The organism is Olleya marilimosa CAM030, from assembly GCF_000518485.1.
GTDB lineage: Bacteria > Bacteroidota > Bacteroidia > Flavobacteriales > Flavobacteriaceae > Olleya > Olleya marilimosa.
Genome location: NZ_JADR01000007.1, coordinates 59688 through 80339, shown reverse-complemented (window position 1 = coordinate 80339; position 20652 = coordinate 59688). Strand labels below are relative to the sequence as shown.

The 20652-nt window shown below is 32.5% G+C and carries 20 protein-coding genes and 1 pseudogene; 1 reads left to right on the top strand and 20 read right to left on the bottom strand.

Annotated elements, in window-relative coordinates:
- Positions 1 to 24: 24 nt before the first annotated feature.
- The 11 genes from M890_RS0109190 to M890_RS0109140 all read right to left on the bottom strand — a co-directional run bounded on the left by M890_RS0109190 (position 25) and on the right by M890_RS0109140 (position 13357).
- The gene (locus tag M890_RS0109190; protein ID WP_028283255.1) at positions 25 to 2385 is read right to left on the bottom strand and encodes a polysaccharide biosynthesis tyrosine autokinase; all 2361 of its coding nucleotides are present in this window, start codon (positions 2383 to 2385) and stop codon (positions 25 to 27) included.
- Positions 2386 to 2392: 7 nt separating this feature from the next.
- Entirely contained in the window at positions 2393 to 3103 is a 711-nt protein-coding gene (locus M890_RS0109185; protein WP_232219145.1) for a polysaccharide biosynthesis/export family protein, read from the bottom strand.
- 268 nt (positions 3104 to 3371) lie between these two features.
- Complete coding sequence (locus tag M890_RS0109180) at positions 3372 to 4388, bottom strand: glycosyltransferase family 4 protein (protein ID WP_028283253.1); 1017 nt, start codon at positions 4386 to 4388, stop codon at positions 3372 to 3374.
- Positions 4385 to 5440: a glycosyltransferase gene (locus tag M890_RS0109175; RefSeq protein ID WP_028283252.1), complete on the bottom strand. Its 1056-nt coding sequence runs from the start codon at positions 5438 to 5440 to the stop codon at positions 4385 to 4387. The genes M890_RS0109180 and M890_RS0109175 overlap by 4 nt, the downstream gene beginning before the upstream one ends.
- Complete coding sequence (locus M890_RS0109170; protein WP_028283251.1) at positions 5433 to 6674, bottom strand: O-antigen ligase family protein; 1242 nt, start codon at positions 6672 to 6674, stop codon at positions 5433 to 5435. The genes M890_RS0109175 and M890_RS0109170 overlap by 8 nt, the downstream gene beginning before the upstream one ends.
- Positions 6671 to 7690 carry an ATP-grasp domain-containing protein gene (locus M890_RS0109165; RefSeq protein WP_028283250.1) on the bottom strand — a complete coding sequence of 340 codons (1020 nt, stop codon included), beginning with the start codon at positions 7688 to 7690 and terminating at the stop codon, positions 6671 to 6673. The genes M890_RS0109170 and M890_RS0109165 overlap by 4 nt, the downstream gene beginning before the upstream one ends.
- Positions 7690 to 8940 (bottom strand): oligosaccharide flippase family protein, encoded by a 1251-nt coding sequence (locus M890_RS0109160; RefSeq protein WP_028283249.1) that lies wholly within the window; start codon positions 8938 to 8940, stop codon positions 7690 to 7692. Before M890_RS0109160 ends, M890_RS0109165 begins: the two co-directional genes overlap by 1 nt.
- A 67-nt stretch (positions 8941 to 9007) precedes the next feature.
- Complete coding sequence (locus M890_RS0109155; protein ID WP_028283248.1) at positions 9008 to 10000, bottom strand: SDR family oxidoreductase; 993 nt, start codon at positions 9998 to 10000, stop codon at positions 9008 to 9010.
- A gap of 40 nt (positions 10001 to 10040) precedes the next feature.
- Positions 10041 to 11321 carry a nucleotide sugar dehydrogenase gene (locus M890_RS0109150; RefSeq protein WP_036597371.1) on the bottom strand — a complete coding sequence of 427 codons (1281 nt, stop codon included), beginning with the start codon at positions 11319 to 11321 and terminating at the stop codon, positions 10041 to 10043.
- A 56-nt stretch (positions 11322 to 11377) separates the two neighbouring features.
- Positions 11378 to 12520, bottom strand: a complete 1143-nt coding sequence (locus tag M890_RS15995; RefSeq protein ID WP_051437498.1) for a glycosyltransferase family 4 protein — start codon at positions 12518 to 12520, stop codon at positions 11378 to 11380.
- 354 nt (positions 12521 to 12874) lie between these two features.
- Positions 12875 to 13357, bottom strand: a complete 483-nt coding sequence (locus M890_RS0109140; protein ID WP_028283246.1) for a UpxY family transcription antiterminator — start codon at positions 13355 to 13357, stop codon at positions 12875 to 12877.
- A gap of 194 nt (positions 13358 to 13551) precedes the next feature.
- Here M890_RS0109140 and M890_RS0109135 point away from each other — a divergent pair, with 194 nt between their 5' ends.
- Positions 13552 to 14448, top strand: coding sequence for a metallophosphoesterase family protein (locus M890_RS0109135; protein WP_028283245.1), 897 nt, complete (start codon positions 13552 to 13554; stop codon positions 14446 to 14448).
- A gap of 103 nt (positions 14449 to 14551) precedes the next feature.
- Here M890_RS0109135 and M890_RS0109130 read toward each other — a convergent pair whose 3' ends face one another.
- From M890_RS0109130 to trmB, 9 genes and pseudogenes are all read right to left on the bottom strand, one after another.
- The gene (locus M890_RS0109130; RefSeq protein ID WP_028283244.1) at positions 14552 to 14884 is read right to left on the bottom strand and encodes a 2Fe-2S iron-sulfur cluster-binding family protein; all 333 of its coding nucleotides are present in this window, start codon (positions 14882 to 14884) and stop codon (positions 14552 to 14554) included.
- Between the two features lie 12 nt (positions 14885 to 14896).
- A pseudogene (locus M890_RS17025) lies at positions 14897 to 15031 on the bottom strand (four helix bundle protein); the annotation flags it as partial.
- Between the two features lie 125 nt (positions 15032 to 15156).
- Complete coding sequence (locus tag M890_RS0109125; RefSeq protein WP_028283243.1) at positions 15157 to 16209, bottom strand: NAD(P)/FAD-dependent oxidoreductase; 1053 nt, start codon at positions 16207 to 16209, stop codon at positions 15157 to 15159.
- A gap of 217 nt (positions 16210 to 16426) precedes the next feature.
- Positions 16427 to 16663, bottom strand: coding sequence for a NifU family protein (locus M890_RS0109120; RefSeq protein WP_028283242.1), 237 nt, complete (start codon positions 16661 to 16663; stop codon positions 16427 to 16429).
- Complete coding sequence (locus M890_RS0109115; protein WP_028283241.1) at positions 16664 to 17803, bottom strand: Mrp/NBP35 family ATP-binding protein; 1140 nt, start codon at positions 17801 to 17803, stop codon at positions 16664 to 16666.
- 252 nt (positions 17804 to 18055) lie between these two features.
- The gene (locus tag M890_RS0109110; protein ID WP_028283240.1) at positions 18056 to 18934 is read right to left on the bottom strand and encodes a hypothetical protein; all 879 of its coding nucleotides are present in this window, start codon (positions 18932 to 18934) and stop codon (positions 18056 to 18058) included.
- A 19-nt stretch (positions 18935 to 18953) separates the two neighbouring features.
- Positions 18954 to 19289, bottom strand: a complete 336-nt coding sequence (locus tag M890_RS0109105; RefSeq protein ID WP_028283239.1) for an MGMT family protein — start codon at positions 19287 to 19289, stop codon at positions 18954 to 18956.
- A gap of 4 nt (positions 19290 to 19293) precedes the next feature.
- Positions 19294 to 19923, bottom strand: coding sequence for a LysE family transporter (locus M890_RS0109100; RefSeq protein ID WP_028283238.1), 630 nt, complete (start codon positions 19921 to 19923; stop codon positions 19294 to 19296).
- Positions 19924 to 19926: 3 nt separating this feature from the next.
- Complete coding sequence (gene trmB / locus M890_RS0109095) at positions 19927 to 20601, bottom strand: tRNA (guanosine(46)-N7)-methyltransferase TrmB (protein WP_028283237.1); 675 nt, start codon at positions 20599 to 20601, stop codon at positions 19927 to 19929.
- Between the last annotated feature and the right edge of the window lie 51 nt (positions 20602 to 20652).

The following is a 20652-nucleotide window of genomic DNA, read 5'->3' as shown; positions in this document are numbered from 1 at the left end:
CCTTATATAGGTATTATTATTGTACTATTTTTTAAACTGATACCATTTTTTCTTAACCGTTTCGGCATGATAACCATAACCATAGCCATAATTATACCCATAACCATACGACCCTTTAAAGTCAATATCGTTAATAATATAACCCATGTTTTTGATTTTTTTCTGGTCCACTAATTTCTTAGAATATTCAATTAATGGTTTTTCTGTCACTCCAGATCTCACCACGTAAGCCGTATAATCCACACCATCCATAAACGTTAAGGTATCCGCTACTAATAAGGTTGGAGCAGTATCTACAATTACATAATCATACTGTGCTTTTGCTTCTTTTAAAAACGCTTGGAAACGTGCACTTGATAATAAAACCGTTGGCATTGGCGGAATTGGACCTGATAATAGTAAATCAAATTGATTACTATCAGCATCCATATGTATTAAAATGTCTTGCCAATTACTATTTTGACTACTTAAATAATTAGACAATCCTGTGGTGTCTTTTGTACTACCTATTAAGGTGTGTAATTGAGGATTACGTAAATCTGCACCAACTAATAAGACTTTCTTTTTTAAATGAAAATAGGTTTGTGCAATATTAAACGCAACCGTTGTTTTACCTTCTCCTTTAACAGATGATGTTAACGCAATAACTTGACCTTGGCTTGCCTCCTTGTTATGCAACGTAAAGTTTAGGTTATGTATTAAAGTCCTAAAGGCTTCTTCGGTTTGGGTGTTACCTGAGGTTAGCTTTAAGGCTTGTTTAGCATTTGGAATTACAGGAATCTCACCAATAATAGCTGTGTTTGGATTGATGCTTTCTACATCCTTACTCGTGTAAATTTTAGTGTTGGTTAAAAACTTTAAATACAAAATACCTATTGGTAGTCCTAAACCTAGCAACAATGCAGCTAACAGTACTATTTTACGTTTTGGTGCTACAGGAATCGAGTTAGTAATGGCGTAATCTATCACTTTTACATTCGCTGCAGTGACTGCCATAGTAATTGCTGCTTCTTCGCGTTTTTGTAATAACAGTAGGTATAGGTTTTCTTTTAGGATTTGTTGACGCTCTATGCTACGTAATATTTTTTCTTTGCTTGGTAAGGTTTTAAAGGACTGTTGCGCTAAACCTTGCGCACGTTTATTTTGCGATAAGGCTTGTTGTAATTGCGTTTTATAACCAGATAACGAGCGTTGGATGTTGTTATTTAAGTCTGTAATAGACGCTTTTAAAATCTTAACCCTTGGGTTATTGTCTCCTGCTGTAGCTTTCCATTTGTTATATTCTAACACTGCAGCATTATAATCGCTAACCAAAGTATTTACTGCACCACTATTTAACCCAATATTAGCTGGTAATAATTTTATGTCTTGGTTACTTGTTATGCTTTTGTCTAACACATCTGCTAACAGTAATTGTGTTTCGGCTTCAAAAAGTTGTTCGTCTTTAATTGATTTTTTCTGAATCACAGACGCTGCATCAGCTTCAAAAATACTTAAGTTATTGTCTTGCTTGTAGCTGCCTTTTGCGACTTCAATCGAGTCCAACTCGGTAGTTAGATACGTAAACCTTTCGTCAATAAACGCGATAGTACGTTTAGACACTTCCTGTCTGTCTGTAATACCATCTTGTGTATAGACTTCAATTAAGGTATTTAAGACCTGTTGTGCTTTTTGCTTGCTTGGATCTTCAAGACTTAAAATTAATATATCACTATCCTTACCATCAGGCGCAATTTTTATGGCTTGTAATAGGTTTTGAGTCGCTTGTGTTTGGCTAATAATTTTAACCTCATACACAGGATTATCGCTTACAGTTAAGCTTTGTGCATTGGTTGGCTGAATGGCAAACGGAAAGTCTTGCGTTGGTTTTTCAAAATAAAAACTTGGGACTTGTAAAATTGCTTCGGTTTCTAGGTTTAATAATTGGTAACCTTTATCCTGAAGTGTTATTTGGAAATTTAATTCGGCTTCTTTTTTTGCTAATTCCGGATCAAACACCACTTTAAAAGGTGCGTTAAACACTTCGGATTTATTAACACGACCAGACTGAAAATATTGCACCTGTAAATTTAATTGATTAACCACCTGTCGGTTTAATCTAAAGGATTGCAATACAGCACGTTCGTTTTCAAGGTTGACGTTTCCTTTACCTAATAATTTATCTAAATCTAGGTTTAAGGCAGTGGATTCTTTTTCAGTTAACACCTTAATTTTTGCAGCAGTTTTGTAGCTATCAGGTGTGTAACGTAAATATAAAAAGGCTATAATTAAGGCTATTATTCCGCTTAAAGCGATCCAATACCAATAAGCCAAATACTTATTAGCAATGCCTTTTAAGTCTATTTGCTGCTCTTGTGTGTCTTGCTGCTCTAGGTAATTATCCATAGTCGTCTTATCTAGTCAATAAAATTATAGCACTTAAGGTTACCGATGCAATTGCTACTATTGTTGACACATTACCCACGTAACCTGCTGTTTTTACTTTAGCACGATTAGGTTGTACCACTAACACGTCGTTAGGTTTTAGTCTGTATTCTGGATTATCCATCCATTGGGTTGTGGTTAAGTCTATGTGTGTAATTTTACGTGTCGCGTCCACTTCTCTAATTAACAAAATATCGTCACGCTTTCCGTTTATGGTTAAATCGCCAGCATAGCCTAAAGCTTGAGGTACACTAATGTACTGCTCTGTAAAACTAAAGGTTCCAGGACGTTGGACTTCACCTAAAACAGTGACTTTAGCATTAAGTAATCTAACGGTTACAATAGGATTAATTAAGTGTCCATCATTTTCTAGTTGTGCCACAATTTGGTTTTCTAATTGCGAGTTGGTTAGCTGTGTGGCTTTAATTTTACCTAAAACTGGTAAGGCTATAAACCCTTCAGGATTTACCAAATACCCTTGCAGTTTTAAAATATCTACGCTATTATTAACAGCATTAGCATTTACGTTTTTGTTATACGGAATGGCTGCTTCTGGTATGGCAGCACTTATGGTTACTGCTAAAATATCGTTAGGCTGAATGGTGTTTTCCTGATACTGTACGTTAGTTTGGTTGTATTGGTTAGCGTCCTGAAAGTATAAAATTTCTTTATTACTCACACAGCTGCTTAAGGATATCGAGACAACCACAAGCGTTATTATTTTAATTAGGTGCTGTTTAAACATGTATTGATTTTCTATTATTAGCGATTATTATGATACTGACTATTGGTTAGTTACATCGTTGTCTTACCATTTTTATTAAAACTGATTTATTGCATATTAGTTGGTAACAAAAATAGTAACAAATAAGAACATAGCCTCTGTAACTTATATTTTATGATATTTTAAAGGATTTAGATTCTACAACAAAGACTGCAAATCTTTTTTAAGAAATCGTATTCCTCATTAACTTCTCATATAATTTTTTATATTTTTTTGCTGTTTCTGAAATAGTAAAAACTTTTTCTGTATGATTCTTATTTAATTTAGAAGATCCTTTAAAAACGGTTGAATTACTAATACAAATATTATTCAAATTTACATATTTAACATCTATAAATCCTAAATCACGATGTTGTGGTATATCAGACAAAACTAAATTCATTCCTATAGATGCAGCCTCTAGTACAGCTACAGGCATACCCTCAGAAGAAGACAAATTATAAAATGTATTATACTTGGATAATGTTTTAATAACTTTAGAAAAGGGAAGAACACCTCCATAACTTACATTAATTGAATCTTTTATCTCTGTTAATACCGCATTCCCATAATTCTGGTTATGACTATCTAATGGACCATAAATTGTTAATACTTTATCTTGATCCCTGAAAGCTTTAATTAATTCTAAAACGTTTTTTTCAATACTAATTCTACCAATAAAAACACATTGCTTAGTATCTTCTGAACAACTTAAATGACTCACTGCGATACCGTTTGGAATAAAATTTATTTTTTTCCAAAAGAAAATACGAGAAAAATGAGTAGTATCTCTCTTACTCACAAAGACCACTTCATCAACAAAAGCACATGCTAACAAATCTAGAAAATAAAATATGCAGCGGTAAATAAAATTCCACTTTTTTACACGCCATGGACAACCATGTATTGTAACAATAGTTTTATATCCCAAAAATTTTGCTAAAACAGCTTGTAGAACAAAAAGTTCTTTATGAAAATGTAATACAGATATTTTTTTCTGCTTTGCATATGAGAGAACAAATTTTAATTGTTTAAAATATCCTTTTGGTAACACCTTTATATTTTCTTTCTCTTCCTGCACCCATTCCACTAAAACATGACTATCTGCTTTATTCAGTCCTGTAACTAAATCAAATACCACTTTTTCTACTCCTCCATGAGCAGGTGGATAATTTTTTGGACCTATATGTAATATTTTCATTTTTTGTCTATTAATTTTCTGTATTTTAGTTTATAGTTTTTTAGTGAATACCGATCTTTTAATATAATATTACTCTCAACACCCATGTTTTTTTGATTATCAATACCTTTTAAAATATTCTGAACAGCAACCGCTAAAGACTTAAAATCTGACACCTCCTCGACAAATCCATTAACTCCATCAATAACAAGCTCCTTATTGTCACCTACATCAGTTGCGACTATAGGAAGGGAAGCGTTCATTGCTTCCATAATTGAATTACTAGTACCTTCAAAAAGTGATGTTGACAAATAAATATCAGATTTTAAGAGTAGTTCTGGTATATTTTTTGGATTAATAATCATTGTAATATGATTTTCTAATTCATAATTAATTATCCATTGTCTAATTTTACTTTCTAAAATACCATATCCTACAATTGTATAATGGACATTTTCCCCTTTAGACAATAATTGTTTTATAACTAAAATAGATGTTAAATAGTCTTTTGCTTTTACGAATCGTCCTACCGTAATTATATTAGTAATTTTGTTATTACGATTTCTTATTATGGGATCATTAATTAATGGAAAGCAATTTGGAATAACTATGCTTTTAGTTAGCCCCTTTGCAGTAAAAATTTTTGCACCTGAATAACTATTATAAATTGTACCTGTAACTAAATAATTAGAAGTAACTTTCTCTATAAAAAATTTCCAAAACGGTAACGTAGTAGTTCGGATACCACTATAGACATTACGTACCTTTGCTTTCTTACTAGCTATTGCGCCTATCAAATTAGGCTTTGTCAAAAAGTTAAAAACATGAGTTGTATTGTTTTCCTTAAGAAATTTACAGAGTATTTTGAATTTATAAAAAAAAGAACCTTCCAACTTTACTAAATTATAATTATCTCCCTCAATAAGATTTAACATATTTTGCTCTATCTTTTCTGGATGTATCACAATTAGAGTCGTTGAAAAATCACTTTTCAGGACATTAAACAACATGATACTCTGACGCTCAGAACCTCCACTGTTCAAAGTATTTACTAATATCACTACTTTAACCATTCACTGTTATTTTAGCATAATTTTGTCTAAGTTTTTTTATATTATTCTTCGACTGTCGAATAAATCTTACTGCTAAAGCAATAAGCACCCACATTAACGGATTATTATATATCCATGACCCGAAAAACAATATAAACATTACTAATATCCCTAACAGATAAACTTCTGCCGTACGTCTTTGATTAATACAAGCGCTAATTCTAATTTTTAGTAAATGTTTAATGATGTATCCATAAAACAAAATGAATAATGATGTACCTATAATTCCATTTTCGGTCAACTGAACCATATATTCCGTATGTAAAACATGAGTTGAATTATTTCTGTAAGGAAAGTTAATAAGTCCAATACCGTTTATAGGATTCTCTTTAAAAAACTCCCATCCATTAATGTAGTAAGACATTCTATGGTCAAACATCTTATCTGTCGATTCTGCATTTGCAGATTTTTCAAACGTATGAAGGATTCTAGTCCCAATACCTGTATTATTCAATGTCCAAAACCCTAAAATCGCAACTAATCCAAAAGAAATAAATCCTAAAATTATATTTTTAATTACATTTTTAGACCTTTTTATAACTAGGTAAGATAAAATAACAAAAACTAGTGTTAAAAAATTTTTTTTTGATGCAGTTAGTAGAATCGTAGCTATAGATACTATAGCAAAAGCATACTCAATAATATGGGTCTTATTAAACTGAATTTTTTTTATAATCATTAGTATTATATAAAACAATGCTCCAAAAGCGATTGCATTCGAATTGAATTCAGAACCAAATCGCGCAACAGTATCACTTCCCTGAATAGAACTAGAATCGAAGATAAAAGAAATAATTAATCGTACTGCAAAAGCTAACTGCATTACAATAATCAAAGATTTAGTTGAATATTTTTTAGAAATTATGACAATGAAAAACAAGAAAGTTATTACAATTGCTGATATAAATACAAAGGGACTTTGACTGTTAGGGTGAAAAAAACCTGTAATAAAAAAAGTATTTAATAATGCAAAAATTATCCAAATTAACCATACTGAACCTGGTCTTGATGATATTGTTTTCCAAAATAATGGGCTTGAAATATTATCAGTCAGACCAAGGAATAAGACTGGCAACAAAATTAAAAATTGATAAATTGCAGCGTCTAAACCCAAGTAAAACTTAAGTGTGTCCCAAATAATGATAAAAAAAATCATAAAATTGGTGCGATCTAAAAGCAACTTTAAAACATTCATAAACTAGATTCCTTAGTTAAATTTTCTATCATCCACCCATAGGGATCAAATTTACCTTCAACCCAATTCAAATCGTTATCCCAATATCCAGGACAGCTATCGTAACCTTTGACATGCCAACCGTAGCTAATCTCAATAATAATAGGATTATCACTTGAATCAAACACAAAATCAATAGCAAGACTTTGTGTTTTCAACTTTTTGTTTAACTCAAAAGCCATTGCAATACAACGGATATCAAACTCTTCTTTTGAATATAGTATATGACCACTTCCAGATGCACGAAAATCATTTTCTCTAACTAATCTTTTAATAGCAAATGCACGTTTCCCAACAACAATAACTCTAATATCACTATCGTTACCTGCACAAAATTCTTGTATATATAAATATCCCCTTTCCCGCGGTGAATATTTCATAAATTCAGTCGGAATTAACATCCTACCAAATGCTTTAATAACATTTAAACCTGATTCATTCCCTTTAGTAAATTTCTTAAACTTATCACGAAATGGTATCCAACCATTATATTTTTTAAACCCTTTGGCAAAAGCTTTTTTAGCATATCGCAATCCTTCTCGCTTTGACTTTAGTAATTTTACATTTATTGATCCTGCTCCTCCACGTAGCTTGAACACTTTTGGGAAATCTTGAGTTTTAATCCAAGAACAAGCTTCTTTTTTATTGTAAAAAACATGTGTGTCAACAAATGGAATATCAATTGCTTCTAACAAATACTTTTGCCCAATTTTATCATCAAAATACCATGTAGTATTACTATTAGGGTAGACTGATTTCCCTGATTGCTCTAAGGCAAACAACAATTGTTTTGCCATTATACTATCAGTAAAATTAGCATGATGGTAATGCCATAACAGTGCGTTACAATCATCTAATTGTTTAACAATATCACTATCATAACAATTGACTATTTTGTAAGAAATATCATTTTCATCACAATAATTAATCCATCGCTCGGAGAAACTTCCTAAACTTTTATGTATTGCTAATTTCATTAATTATTTTTAGTGTTTTTTAACTGAAAGAATTTTAAATATAAACCACCTCCCATCAAAGACCTTGATAACATTAAGCTCAATGCAGCTCCTATAATATCAAAAAAATAAATTAATGGTATCGTTATTATAAATCCAATTATAGACATTTTTATAGTATTGCTCATAACTAAATTATCTTCATTATTCACAATAAAATAATTCAAACCAAATACGTCATAGGCTGTATTACCAATTATACTTAACGATAAAAGAATTAAAACCCAAATACCTGATGAATAATCAATATCAAGATACCAAAATATAATTTGATTACTTAATATTATTATTAATACACCCAACACTGTTAGTGTAAACATTATTTTTTTATATATATAAAAAGCTGATTTATTTTTATTCAAATAAGGAAAAAATACTCGTGATATTATAGTCAACAATGTTATAGCTAAATCAATAATTTGACGAACTGCAGTATACAATCCCAATAATGTTGGTGCACAAAATATTCCTAGTAAAAAACCTCCAGTATTGTTATATAAATTAGGGATAAACTGGTTAACAAATATGGGAATATTTATATTTATTGTACTTTTTATTCTTTTAAATGACATTCTATAAAATTTAAGCTTATATTTTTTTATCAAAATATATTGCCCAGCTAATCCCGAAAAAAACAAACCTAAGCTCGTCATCAAAGGATATAATATATAATCATTTTCCTCTTTTATAAAAACAAACACACTTAAAGCAAAAGCAACCTTTACAATTATATTTATTACTGTAATGTATTTCATTTTTTCCATTCCTTGAAAAAACCATTCTGGAAAAAGCATATATCCAATCAGCGATAATGAAGCTGAGAAGAAAATAAATTTTTCTTCATAAAATGGTGGGTAAATAATAATGATTAGCGTTAATAGAATTAAAGATAATGTCAAAAATATTGCTTTAACAGTAGTTACTTTACTATAAATTAAATTAAGTTTTTTAGGACTATTTCTAAAGACTGCAACATCTCTAGTAGCAGTAATACGAAAACTAAAATCTACTATCGAATTAAAATAAGCCACTAACGATAATGCTAAAGCTATTAGACCATATTTCTCTAATCCGATTACCCTTAAAACGTATGGTAATGTAATTAAAGGGAGTAACATGCCGACAAGCTGTAATGCAGATAAGGAGAAAAAATTCCCAATTAGCACTTTACCTTGCTTAGATTTAATATTGTTTTTTATTTTATCTAACATTATAAAAAGTGCCTAAACTTAAATAACTTTAGCAATTTAGTTGTTGTTTTAATTTTCAAAAATTAATTTAACTCAAATTCTCCCAATACCAATCTACTGCTTCTTCAATCCCTTGAGCAATACCATGCGTTGGATTATAATCTAATAAACGTTTTGCTTTATCTACAGATGCCAACGAATGTGGAATGTCTCCTTTTCGGTTTGGACCATGTACTATATTAACTTGGGCTATTTTAGGATCGTATTTAGACAAGTATTTTTTTAGTAAGTCTGTTAATTGTACTAAAGTGGTACGGTCTCCAACTGCTGTATTATAAACTTGGTTAAGTGCCTGTTTGTTTTGGGTTGTAATGGCAAGCAAATTCATTTGTACTACATTGTCTATGTGAGTGTAATCACGAGAATAACTTCCGTCTCCATTAATTACTGGACTTTGGTGTTTTATTAACTGCTTTACAAATAATGGGATGACTGCTGCGTAGGCTCCGTTTGGATCTTGGCGTCTACCAAAGACATTAAAATAACGTAATCCTATGGTATTTAATCCGTAGGATGTAAAAAAGTTTTCTGCATACAGCTCGTTTACATATTTTGTGATGGCGTATGGTGATAAGGGTTTACCAATGGTTTCTTCTACTTTAGGTAAGGCTTCGTGGTCTCCATAAGTGGATGAGCTTGCAGCATAAATAAACCGTTTTACTTTGGCGTCTCTTGCTGCTACTAGCATATTTAAAAATCCAGACACATTAACTGCATTACTTGTAATTGGATCTACTATGGATCTTGGTACAGACCCTAATGCTGCTTGATGCAAGACAAAGTCTTGATCTTTGCAGGCTGTATTACACACTTCTAAATCGCGAATATCGCCTGTTATTAGTGTAAAATTAGGATTGCTTAAAAAGGGTGTAATATTGTGTTGGTGTCCTGTTGCAAAATTGTCTAAACAGGTCACTTTAATGTCTAGGTTTAATAAGGCTTGACAAAGGTTAGACCCTATAAATCCTGCGCCTCCTGTTACTAGTACTTTTTTATTTTTTAATTGTGTAAATGTCTCCATCTATGGGTTTACTAAACGTTACTATTTTTGTTTTGATTGTTTACAGTCTACCGTCTGCGTGTTTTAATACACCTTTTACATCGTATACAATAGCTTTGGGTGCTTTTAGTGTTTGTAAATCTAAGTCTAAAAACTGTTTATGTGGTACTGCTACTACTACTGCGTCAAATACTGCTGTAGGTTTGTGTTGTGTTGTTGTTAATTGGTACTCGTGTTGTACTTGCTCTGGTGATGCTAATGGATCGTAGATGGTTACGGTTATGCCATAACTTTGTAAACTACGGACTACATCCACGACTTTGGTATTACGGACGTCTGGACAGTTTTCTTTAAACGTAAATCCTAGTACCACGATGTTTGCTCCTTTGACTTTAACATCATTATTTAGCATTAATTTTACTATTTGTGAGGACACATATTCTCCCATGGAGTCGTTAAGTCGTCTACCTGCTAATATGATTTCGGGATGATAGCCTACTTCTTGTGCTTTTTGAGCTAGATAATAAGGGTCTACACCAATACAGTGTCCACCAACTAATCCTGGTTTAAAGGGTAGAAAATTCCATTTTGTAGCTGCTGCTTCTAATACATCGTTTGTATTAATGTCTAAACGATTGAAGATTTTAGCAAGTTCGTTTACAAACGCAATATTAATATCACGTTGCGCGTTTTCAATCACTTTTGCTGCTTCTGCTACTTTTATACAAGGTGCTAAATGTGTACCTGCTGTAATAACACTGCTGTACAATTTGTCTATTTGTTGCCCAACGTCTGGCGTTGATCCAGAGGTTACTTTTAAAATTTTATCTACAGTGTGCTCTTTATCTCCTGGATTAATACGTTCTGGTGAGTAGCCTGCAAAAAAATCTGTATTAAATTTTAAACCACTTGTGGCTTCTAATACTGGAATGCAAACTTCCTCTGTTGCTCCTGGATATACCGTAGATTCATAAACTACAATGTCTCCTTTTTTTAATACGCGTCCAACGGTCTCACTAGCCTTAACTAAAGGTGTTAAATCTGGTCTATTGTTTTTGTCTACTGGTGTAGGTACTGTTATAATATAATGTGTCGCGCTTGCTAAATGTGCTTGATCTGTTGTGCAATACAAGCCTTGATCTTTTTGATTAAGTTGGTCTGGACTAGTTACAACCACTGCTTTTAAAGTTGCCTGATCAATTTCTAGCGTACTGTCTATACCTTGTTGTAGCTCTGAAACACGAGCGGAATTAATATCAAATCCTATGACCTTATATTTTGTAGCAAATAATCTTGCTAATGGTAATCCTACATAACCTAAACCTATAATAGCTATTGTCATTTTATATATATACTTATTATCTTAATTTATCTTTTTTATAGTTTTTTCCCTTTTTTTTACAAGGTAGGAACAACCCATTTAACTTTACCCGATTTTACTTTTAAAATAAAAGGAAATAGTAATAACACAATTCCAGCAGGTAATATTATAAAAAAGGCTTTATTTATTGGTAAATCCCTAAGTAAAATTGCTAAACCAGTTATTATAATTGTATACAATCCAATAATTAGTGTCGCATATTTATGTTTTAAACCTAAGTCCACCAAACGATGATGGATGTGATTACGGTCTGGCGAAAATGGGCTGCGCTTGTTAATTATCCTAATAAAAAACACACGTAAGGTATCAAATAATGGATACGACACTAATGCTAGCACTATTACTGGAGCGTTTTTAAACATTATTAACTGTGACTCGCGTGCACCAAGACTTAAATATGTTACGACCTCTAAAGCTAACAAAAAGCCAACTATTAATGACCCTGTGTCACCCAAAAATATTTTACGGTGTCGCGAAAAATTAAAGACTAAAAAGCCTATTAAAGCGCCTACTAAAGACAAACAAACTAAACTATAAAAAAAGTGATTGGTCAGGTAAAATACTATGGACATATAACCAGAGATTAAAACGCCTAGCACTCCTGCTAAACCGTCTATACCATCAACCAAATTATAGGCATTAATTAAAAGAACAATAACAAACACAGAAAAAATTATGGAATAAGTTATTGGAATATCATCCATCCCAAATAAACCTAAAAAGGAATCTATATACATATTTGCACCTAAAACATAAATGGTAGCAACCACTAATTGATATCCTAATTTTCGGACTGCCGAAAGTTTCATGATATCATCAAAAATACCTATCAATAATAACGCTAATATTAACGCATTAAATATTAACAAATCAATTAGCTGGCTGTAATTAGCAAATAATATTGCTGTTACATTTATAGGTAATATCATACCTGTAAATACACCAATACCACCAAGTGTAGGCACAATCCCTTTATGAGAGGTCCTGTCGTTTGGTGATGCAGTTAAATTTTTGGCTTTACTAATGGCTACTACTTTTGGAGTAACAACCATGGTGGCACAAATAGCAAATAGTGTAGTACAGACCGCTACAGGAAACTTGTAGTGGTTTAAAAAGGCGGTTATCTCCTCGTGATTACTAGGTAAGTTATCTAAAATCATATTAATAGCGATTGCCAAATTGGTACTAAAAATGGTTAAGTATAATAGGTACCGAACGTGGCTACGCCCTTACTTGTCACATGGCAAGTTGCTATTATACTGCGATACATTTGTAAAAACAACTTGTTTTTACGTCATTAACACGACCTTAAACCTTAACTAAATGCAATGCTAAAACACCAGTTATTATGCCTAGCTAATTAAAACATTGCTGTTTTGATTAGGCCGTCACATAATCCTTTGTAATTTAGTTATTTATGTTATGAAGGAGATGTCATGATTATTTTCCCTTTTATTATAATATATAATTACGATTTGGTGAGAACCGTAACACTGTATAAAACTGTTTTTTTATTACTGATTAAGCTGCAATTTTACAACAAATCCAACAGACTTCAAAACTACCCAAACATTATTTTTTGTGGTTTTCACTATTAATCCTTCTTGATTTTCTATACCAAAATCTACCAAAGGTAGCGTTTCGCCAAGCGTTATCGGTTCCACACTATGCGACTGAATATCAAGGTTTTTCAAATTGTTTTTTAGGTAATTAATTTCTTCTTCTCTGACAATTCCGGGTTTTCCTTGGTCGTACAAATAGTTAACGGTTCCTGGTAAATCAAATATCGTATTGCGCTGTTCCTCAGTAGCATTTACAAATATGATACGAGGTAATAATGGGACTTTTATTTTTTTCTTACGATCGCTCCACACACGGATTTCAGTACGAATTGGACAAAAAGCATGAATGTTGTTATTCCACTTATTTATAAGGGTTTCGACCTTATTTTCGTGGTTTCGTTTTACGTATAGTACGTACCAGTTTTTATTCTGCATTTTTGTTTGTTTGGAACTCTGCCAAAAGTACTGTTTATATTTTAATGTGGTGTTTTGTGAATTTCTGAATAAATTAGTTGTATTAATTATTAGAATGGGATATTAAATCTAATTCAGAAACACCTTTTGGTTTTGATTTACCTTTTCTCTTTTAATTAAAATATATCTTATCTTGCTATGAGTAACTAAACACTATGTTTTCAGCAAAAAAGAAATTAGATCGTGCTTATAATAACGCCAAAGTTGTTGCGTTTGATGACGATTCCAAGTTTATATTATTTAGCGATTGTCATCGTGGTGATAATAGTTTTGCAGACGATTTTGCTAATAATAGAAACATTTATTACCATGCCTTAAAACATTATTATGTCCAAGGTTTTGCCTATGCCGAATTAGGTGATGGTGATGAGTTATGGGAAAATAACTCGTTTGAATCCATCCTTTACGCTCATAAAAACGTGTATGGTTTAATGCAACTGTTTCATAAACAAAAGCGCTTGCATATGATTTGGGGAAATCATGATATGGTGTATCGCGATCCCAACTATGTTAAGAAAAATTTACATTCTTTTTTTGATCCTAAGGTTGGTGCAGATGTAGAATTGTTTGGTGATATCGAATACAACGAAGCCATTATTTTAAAACATAAAGACACACAACAAGAGCTGTTTTTAACTCATGGTCATCAAGCCGATTGGTGGAATTATACTTTTTGGAAATGGAGCCGATTTATGGTACGTGTCCTTTGGAAACCTTTAAATGTTATGGGTATTGCGGATCCAACAAGTCCTGCAAAAAACTATAAAGAATTAATTAAAGTAGAACGTCGTACCAAAAAGTGGATTACTGAGAATAATAATATTATGACTGTTGTTGGTCATACACACAGACCACGTTTTCCGGAACCTGGTGATGTGGCATTTTTTAATGATGGTAGTTGTGTGCACCCAAGAAGCATAACTGGTATCGAGATTGAAAATGGCGCGATTTCTTTAATTAAATGGCAAATAGCCACTAAAGAAGATGGTACACTACAAATTGTGCGTGTCTTATTAGAAGGTCCTAGACGTTTATTGGATTATAAAGGTTAGGTGATTTTCTGTTTTTTGAAACTGATTCCATATTAAGCAGATTGCTTCACTTTGTTCGCAATGACGTATTTATAAGACTTACTTTGTATGTGATGACGTGTGATTATTCTTCAGGAGCTAACTGGACTTCCAAACCTTCTAGGTCTGGTGTTATTTGTATTTGACAACCTAAACGCGAATTATCTTTGACATTAAATGCTTCGCTAAGCATCGCTTCTTCATCGTCCTGCATTTCTGGAAGCATCGTATCACTTAATACATAACATTGGCAACTAGCACACATTGCCATACCACCACAAATACCAATAGTGCCTTCTGGAGCTAGCTCGTAACTACGTACGACTTCCATAAGGTTCATTGCCATATCTGTTGGCGCAAGCACTTCATGTGTTACACCATCTCTGTCTGTTATTTTTATGTTTATGTCTTGTTGCATTAGTGATAGTAGTTAGGGTTTAGGTTTGATGGATTTAATTAATCCATGTAGCATTTTTGCGATTTGGTTAGTATTTTCAATAAGACTATTAGCGTTTGTTTTACTTAAATAATGCAATCTAATTGATAAATATAACATCGTGCGGACTTCGCTATTTGATCTTTAAAAGAGAAGTCTTTATTATCTTGAAATACTTTGCAAAGATGTATCGCTACATCCTGAGACTTTTGCCAAACTAGTAAGTCTTCAAATTTTTGTATTGCCATGACTGACTACTGAATTGCTTTTACCACTGCTTTTGGTGCTTCTTTACGTGTCCCATCAAATCCATCTACTCCACTAACTGTGGTATATTTTAATACATAACGTTTTCCTGGATTAATAATCTGGTAAGCCGATTGACACATTAGTGTTGCTTCGTGAAAACCACATAAAATTAATTTAAGTTTTCCAGGATAGGTATTAACATCTCCAATAGCAAAAATACCAGGAATATTAGTTTGATAATCCAAACTATTATCCACTTTGATGGCATTTTTTTCTATCTCTAATCCCCAATCTGCAATAGGTCCTAATTTTGGTGACAATCCAAAAAGTGGTACAAAATGGTCACACTCTTTTTTAAAGGTTTTGGCATCTTGTTTTATGGTAATAGCCTCTATTTTATTAGTACCTTCTACTCCAATAACCTCAGCTGGTGTGATTAAATTAATCTTACCTGCATTTTTTAATTCTTGCACTTTTTCTACTGAATCTAAATGACCTCTAAACTCGTTACGTCTATGGATTAAAGTAACCTCTGACGCGATATCGCTTAGATAAATACTCCAGTCTAAAGCAGAATCTCCTCCTCCAGCGATGACTACTTTTTTATCTCTGTAAAACTCAGGTTCTTTAATTATATATTCAACCCCTTTGTCTTCGTAATCAGAAATATTATCAATAATAGGTTTACGTGGTTCAAAACTACCTAATCCACCTGCTATTGCCACTACTGGAGCATGATGTTTTGTGCCTTTATTAGTGGTTACTATAAATGTACCATCCTCTTGCTTGTCAATAGTTTCTGCACGCTCGCCAAGTGTAAATCCAGGCTCAAACTGCTTGCATTGCTCCATTAACTTATGGGTTAAATCTCCTGCAAGAATTTCTGGATAGGCTGGAATATCATAAATAGGTTTTTTAGGATATATCTCTGAGCATTGACCACCTGGTTGTGGTAATGCGTCAATTAAGTGACATTTTAATTTTAATAATCCTGCTTCAAACACTGCAAAAAGACCAGTTGGTCCTGCACCTATTATTAGTATGTCTGTTTTAATCATTATTTTTTCTTTTCAAATTTGCCTTTAGCCATTTTTTGTGGCTTTTAGTGTGCCTGACAAAAGTAAAACAAGATTTGGTTTTGTTTTATGACTTTTGTTAGCTTTTTACTTGCGTTAAGATTGGCGTACTACGACTACACGCAGCACAAACTCACTGTGTGAGTGCCTCGACACTAGCTAGTAGCGAGCGCCTAACCCTTGTGGTAACGCCAAAAATTTATGCTACGTTTGTTACTTTTTCGATTTGTGGCGCGTATTTTTTGATAGTCATCTCAACACCTGACTTTAAAGTCATTTGGTTGACACTACACGAGGTACAAGCACCTTGTAATTGCACTATTACTTCGTTATTTTCAATCGATAAAAGCGCTATGTCTCCTCCATCACTTTGTAAAAAAGGACGAATTTCTTCTAAAGCTTTTTCTACGTTTAGTCTAAGTTCTTGTGTTGTCATTTATTTTTTATTAACTGCAGAACATCCTGCCATAGTGGTAATTTTGATTGCTTCAGTTGCTGGAAGGTTTTCGTTTCTGTCCACCACTTGTTGCACAACATTTTGCGTTATTGTTTCAAATGCTTTTTCTAGAGGTGTTCCAGTTTGCATTGCTGCTGGACGACCAACGTCTCCTGCTTCGCGTATGCTTTGTACTAATGGTAACTCTCCTAATAAAGGCACTTGTAAATCTTCAGCTAGATGTTTTGCACCTTCTTTACCAAAGATATAATATTTATTATCTGGCAATTCTGCTGGTGTAAAGTAAGCCATGTTTTCAATAATTCCTAAAACTGGTACGTTAATACTGTCTTGTTGGAACATTGCGACTCCTTTTTTGGCGTCTGCTAAAGCGACGTTTTGTGGTGTACTTACCACTACTGCTCCTGTGATTGGTAGTGATTGCATGATACTTAAGTGGATATCTCCTGTACCTGGTGGTAAGTCAATTAGTAAAAAGTCTAATTCTCCCCAAGCTGCATCAAAAATCATTTGGTTTAATGCTTTTGCTGCCATAGGTCCACGCCAAACGACTGCTTGATCTGGTTTTGTAAAAAACCCGATAGATAATATTTTAACTCCGTAGTTTTCTACAGGTTTCATTTTTGATTTACCATCTACTGTTGTAGATAATGGACGTTCCAACTCTACATCAAACATGATTGGCATTGATGGTCCGTAAATATCAGCATCTAACACACCTACTTTAAAGCCCATTTTAGCTAATGTGACTGCTAGGTTTGCAGTAACTGTAGATTTACCTACACCACCTTTACCAGAAGCTACTGCTACTATATTTTGTATTCCAGGAATGTGTTTTCCTTTGATGACGTTTGGTGCTGATTTTTCTGGTGCGTCTACTTTAATATTAACCTTAATCTTTGCTTTTTCATACACTAACTTGTGAATGGCTTGTAAGATTTCGACCTCAGTTTTTTTACGCGCTTGTAAGGCTGGGTTTTTTATTGTTATGTCTACAATAACCTCGTCTGCAAAAGTTACTACGTTTGTTATTGCTCCGCTTTCGACCATATTTTGACCTTCTCCTGGTACTGTTATAGTTTCTAGCGCTTTAAGAATGTCTTGTTTATTTAATTTCATAATTATTTAGAAAAAAGAGTAAATTAAAGCGTGACAACTGTGCCTACAGCTTATAATAATCCACTCTAGATAATAGTTAACTAATTCAGAATGATTCTAAAATGCAAAGATACTACATAAACCTTGAAGAATGAAGCGCTTGGTTTGTTGTTTTTTATGGAACTATAAAGGGAAGTTATGATGGATTAAACTCCAATAAGCAAAATATGTAATTATGTGTAAATTGTGTAAAATGAGGAATAAATTTTAGATTTAATCATAATCGAGAAATATAAGTTTTCTCTTGTAATAAGGCTCTCCGAAAATTGAATCTGGATACTTTTTCTCCATAAAAACTACTGCTTCTGTTTTTTTAAATTGAGAATAATTTATTTCTCCTTCAAATTCATTTGAATAATATATTTTTTGTGAAGACATGAATTTGACTCGCATAGTAGTTAAATAATCTCCTGAATATTTTCTAATTGTAGATACAATAAAATGCTTTGGTTTAAGAAAATAATCTTGATGTCCAGTACCACATATAAATCCTGGAACATAATTATATTCTATTGGTTTCCATTGGTTATTTTTATCTTTTGCTTGAACTTGCATAAACAAATCACCATTAACTATAGGTTTAGAAATTACTCTACCAAATTTAGAATTATTGAAAATAAAAACTGGTAAAGTTTTATAATGTTTTCTTTCTCTTTCTGTTCGTAGCCTCTTTGATATTTGGAGATCATTCGAGTAATTATATTCTGAATTCACATCAAAAGGTTCTGAATTGTTTAAAGATGGTGGAGGCGGAGGAAGTATAGAGTAAAAATTCATTTCACTAGTATGAAAATTCAACTGTTTTGTATCTACAAAAATTAGAATACTATCTTCAGCTTTGTTAAATTCACTCCTTAATAACTCATCAAAATTATGCGATAAATAGTTGAATGAACCTGAAATTTTCAATGTATCTTTTACATTAATCCCATAAACAATAGGTTCTGAAATCATCATTTCCTTACTATTTATTTGAATAACAGTATCGTATTCCGAAGTAATTAAAACTGGAAATTTTATTTTATTATCTTTTTTACAAGATGTAACCACAAAGATTAGCAAGATTACATTAAAAAGGAAGTTGTACTTCATGCTAAAAACGTATCAAAAATTATTCCGAAAGTAATACAGAAGGATTCCAGAATAGGGTTTCAAAATTTTGGATTTGGTTATCTACAACCTCAACACCTTCACTTTCTAGTAACTGTTGCATGAGGTTAGTCCCATCAAAATGATGTTTTCCAGTTAGCAAACCCTTACGATTTACCACTCTGTGTGCAGGCACATCTTTATTATGCGACCCATTCATAGCATAACCTACCATTCTGGCTCCACGTGTTGCTCCTAAAAAATTAGCTATAGCACCATAACTTGTCACACGACCATACGGAATTTGTCGTGCTACCTCATACACTTTATCAAAAAAATTAAGTGTTTCGGGTTTCATAGTTTTAAAAGTCTTTTATAATATTTATTAGTGTTACAATTGCGATTATACCTGTAATTGAACCTATAATATAATTCATGTTTTTTTGTGACTTTAGCTTTTTGCTTTTTATCTTTTTTAAGAAAAACACATAAATATACAACATTACAAACGTACCAGATGCTGCTCCTGCAACATAAGACGCTATATTTGGATTGTCCAATGTTATCCATCCTAAACTAGCTAATGTAATACTCATATACGCTTGATACGGAATTGGAAATACATTTAATGCTGACAACACCATACCATAAAAAAACTGACTGCGTTTGCTTTTACGGTCGGCTTCTACTTCTGGTTTTGGATCCTTGGTTGCTAATAAAAAAAAGTAAACCGTTATTAAAACAAATAATACAAAAGCGACTTGCTGCAATATCCTAACTACTTCTGAATGTTTACTTAAATAGCGTGCAAAAATAACCGCTATAAGTGTTTGTATAATTACAATGACACATACACCTAACGAGAATACTAAGCCACGACTGTACCCTTCTTTTATACTAATTTTTGCTGCTGTCATGTTGAGTAATCCTGGAGGGATTACACCAACTAAAGCAATTAGTAAGCTTACAAAAAAGGTAATTGTTAAATTCAATAGTTAGTTAATTTTAAATCTAATATACGTAATTGGTTTGTTTTGTTCTAAATAGATGCTTTCATAGTGTGTTTGGATGCTAGTTACTTCTTCTGGGCTTCCATCTTGTCTATACACATCATTATTAGAATGCAGTACCTCATGACCTTCGCCATGTAGTAACCCTAATGTGTAACCATGCATAAACTCTGAATCTGTTTTAAGATTCATGATTCCGTCTGGTTTTAAAATTGTTTTGTAACGTTTTAAAAACTGCGAGTTAGTCATGCGGTGTTTTGTACGCTTATATTTTATTTGTGGATCTGGAAAAGTAATCCAGATTTCGTCTACTTCGTTTTCTGCAAAAACAGACTCGACCAACTCGATTTGTGTGCGTATAAAGGCAACGTTAGGCATATTTTTTTCGGTAGCAGTTTTGGCTCCTCTCCAAAAACGCGCACCTTTAATGTCTATACCAATAAAGTTTTTGTCTGGAAACTTTTCTGCTAAAGCCACACTATATTCACCTTTACCACAACCTAGCTCTAACACTAATGGATTGTTGTTTTTAAAAACATTTTTATTCCAGTTTCCTTTATGCTCGTAAACCTGGTCTACTAATTGACTTCTAGTTGGCTGAAACACATTATCAAAGGTTTCATTTTCTCTAAATCTTTTTTGCTTGTTCTTGCTACCCACTTCTTAACTATTTGTTATTTCTGGCGTAAAATTAAGGAAATATACCTAAGT

Coding starts and splice junctions, on each gene's coding strand:
- M890_RS0109130 (WP_028283244.1), bottom strand. CDS start 14,884: ATGCAACAAGACATAAACATAAAAATAACAGACAGAGATGGTGTAACA.
- M890_RS0109160 (WP_028283249.1), bottom strand. CDS start 8,940: ATGTTAGATAAAATAAAAAACAATATTAAATCTAAGCAAGGTAAAGTG.
- M890_RS0109180 (WP_028283253.1), bottom strand. CDS start 4,388: ATGAAAATATTACATATAGGTCCAAAAAATTATCCACCTGCTCATGGA.
- M890_RS0109165 (WP_028283250.1), bottom strand. CDS start 7,690: ATGAAATTAGCAATACATAAAAGTTTAGGAAGTTTCTCCGAGCGATGG.
- M890_RS0109150 (WP_036597371.1), bottom strand. CDS start 11,321: ATGACAATAGCTATTATAGGTTTAGGTTATGTAGGATTACCATTAGCA.
- M890_RS0109155 (WP_028283248.1), bottom strand. CDS start 10,000: ATGGAGACATTTACACAATTAAAAAATAAAAAAGTACTAGTAACAGGA.
- M890_RS0109120 (WP_028283242.1), bottom strand. CDS start 16,663: ATGACAACACAAGAACTTAGACTAAACGTAGAAAAAGCTTTAGAAGAA.
- M890_RS0109140 (WP_028283246.1), bottom strand. CDS start 13,357: ATGCAGAATAAAAACTGGTACGTACTATACGTAAAACGAAACCACGAA.
- M890_RS0109105 (WP_028283239.1), bottom strand. CDS start 19,289: ATGAAACCCGAAACACTTAATTTTTTTGATAAAGTGTATGAGGTAGCA.
- M890_RS0109125 (WP_028283243.1), bottom strand. CDS start 16,209: ATGATTAAAACAGACATACTAATAATAGGTGCAGGACCAACTGGTCTT.
- M890_RS0109190 (WP_028283255.1), bottom strand. CDS start 2,385: ATGGATAATTACCTAGAGCAGCAAGACACACAAGAGCAGCAAATAGAC.
- M890_RS15995 (WP_051437498.1), bottom strand. CDS start 12,520: ATGATTTTAGATAACTTACCTAGTAATCACGAGGAGATAACCGCCTTT.
- M890_RS0109175 (WP_028283252.1), bottom strand. CDS start 5,440: ATGGTTAAAGTAGTGATATTAGTAAATACTTTGAACAGTGGAGGTTCT.
- M890_RS0109115 (WP_028283241.1), bottom strand. CDS start 17,803: ATGAAATTAAATAAACAAGACATTCTTAAAGCGCTAGAAACTATAACA.
- M890_RS0109135 (WP_028283245.1), top strand. CDS start 13,552: ATGTTTTCAGCAAAAAAGAAATTAGATCGTGCTTATAATAACGCCAAA.
- M890_RS0109110 (WP_028283240.1), bottom strand. CDS start 18,934: ATGAAGTACAACTTCCTTTTTAATGTAATCTTGCTAATCTTTGTGGTT.
- M890_RS0109170 (WP_028283251.1), bottom strand. CDS start 6,674: ATGAATGTTTTAAAGTTGCTTTTAGATCGCACCAATTTTATGATTTTT.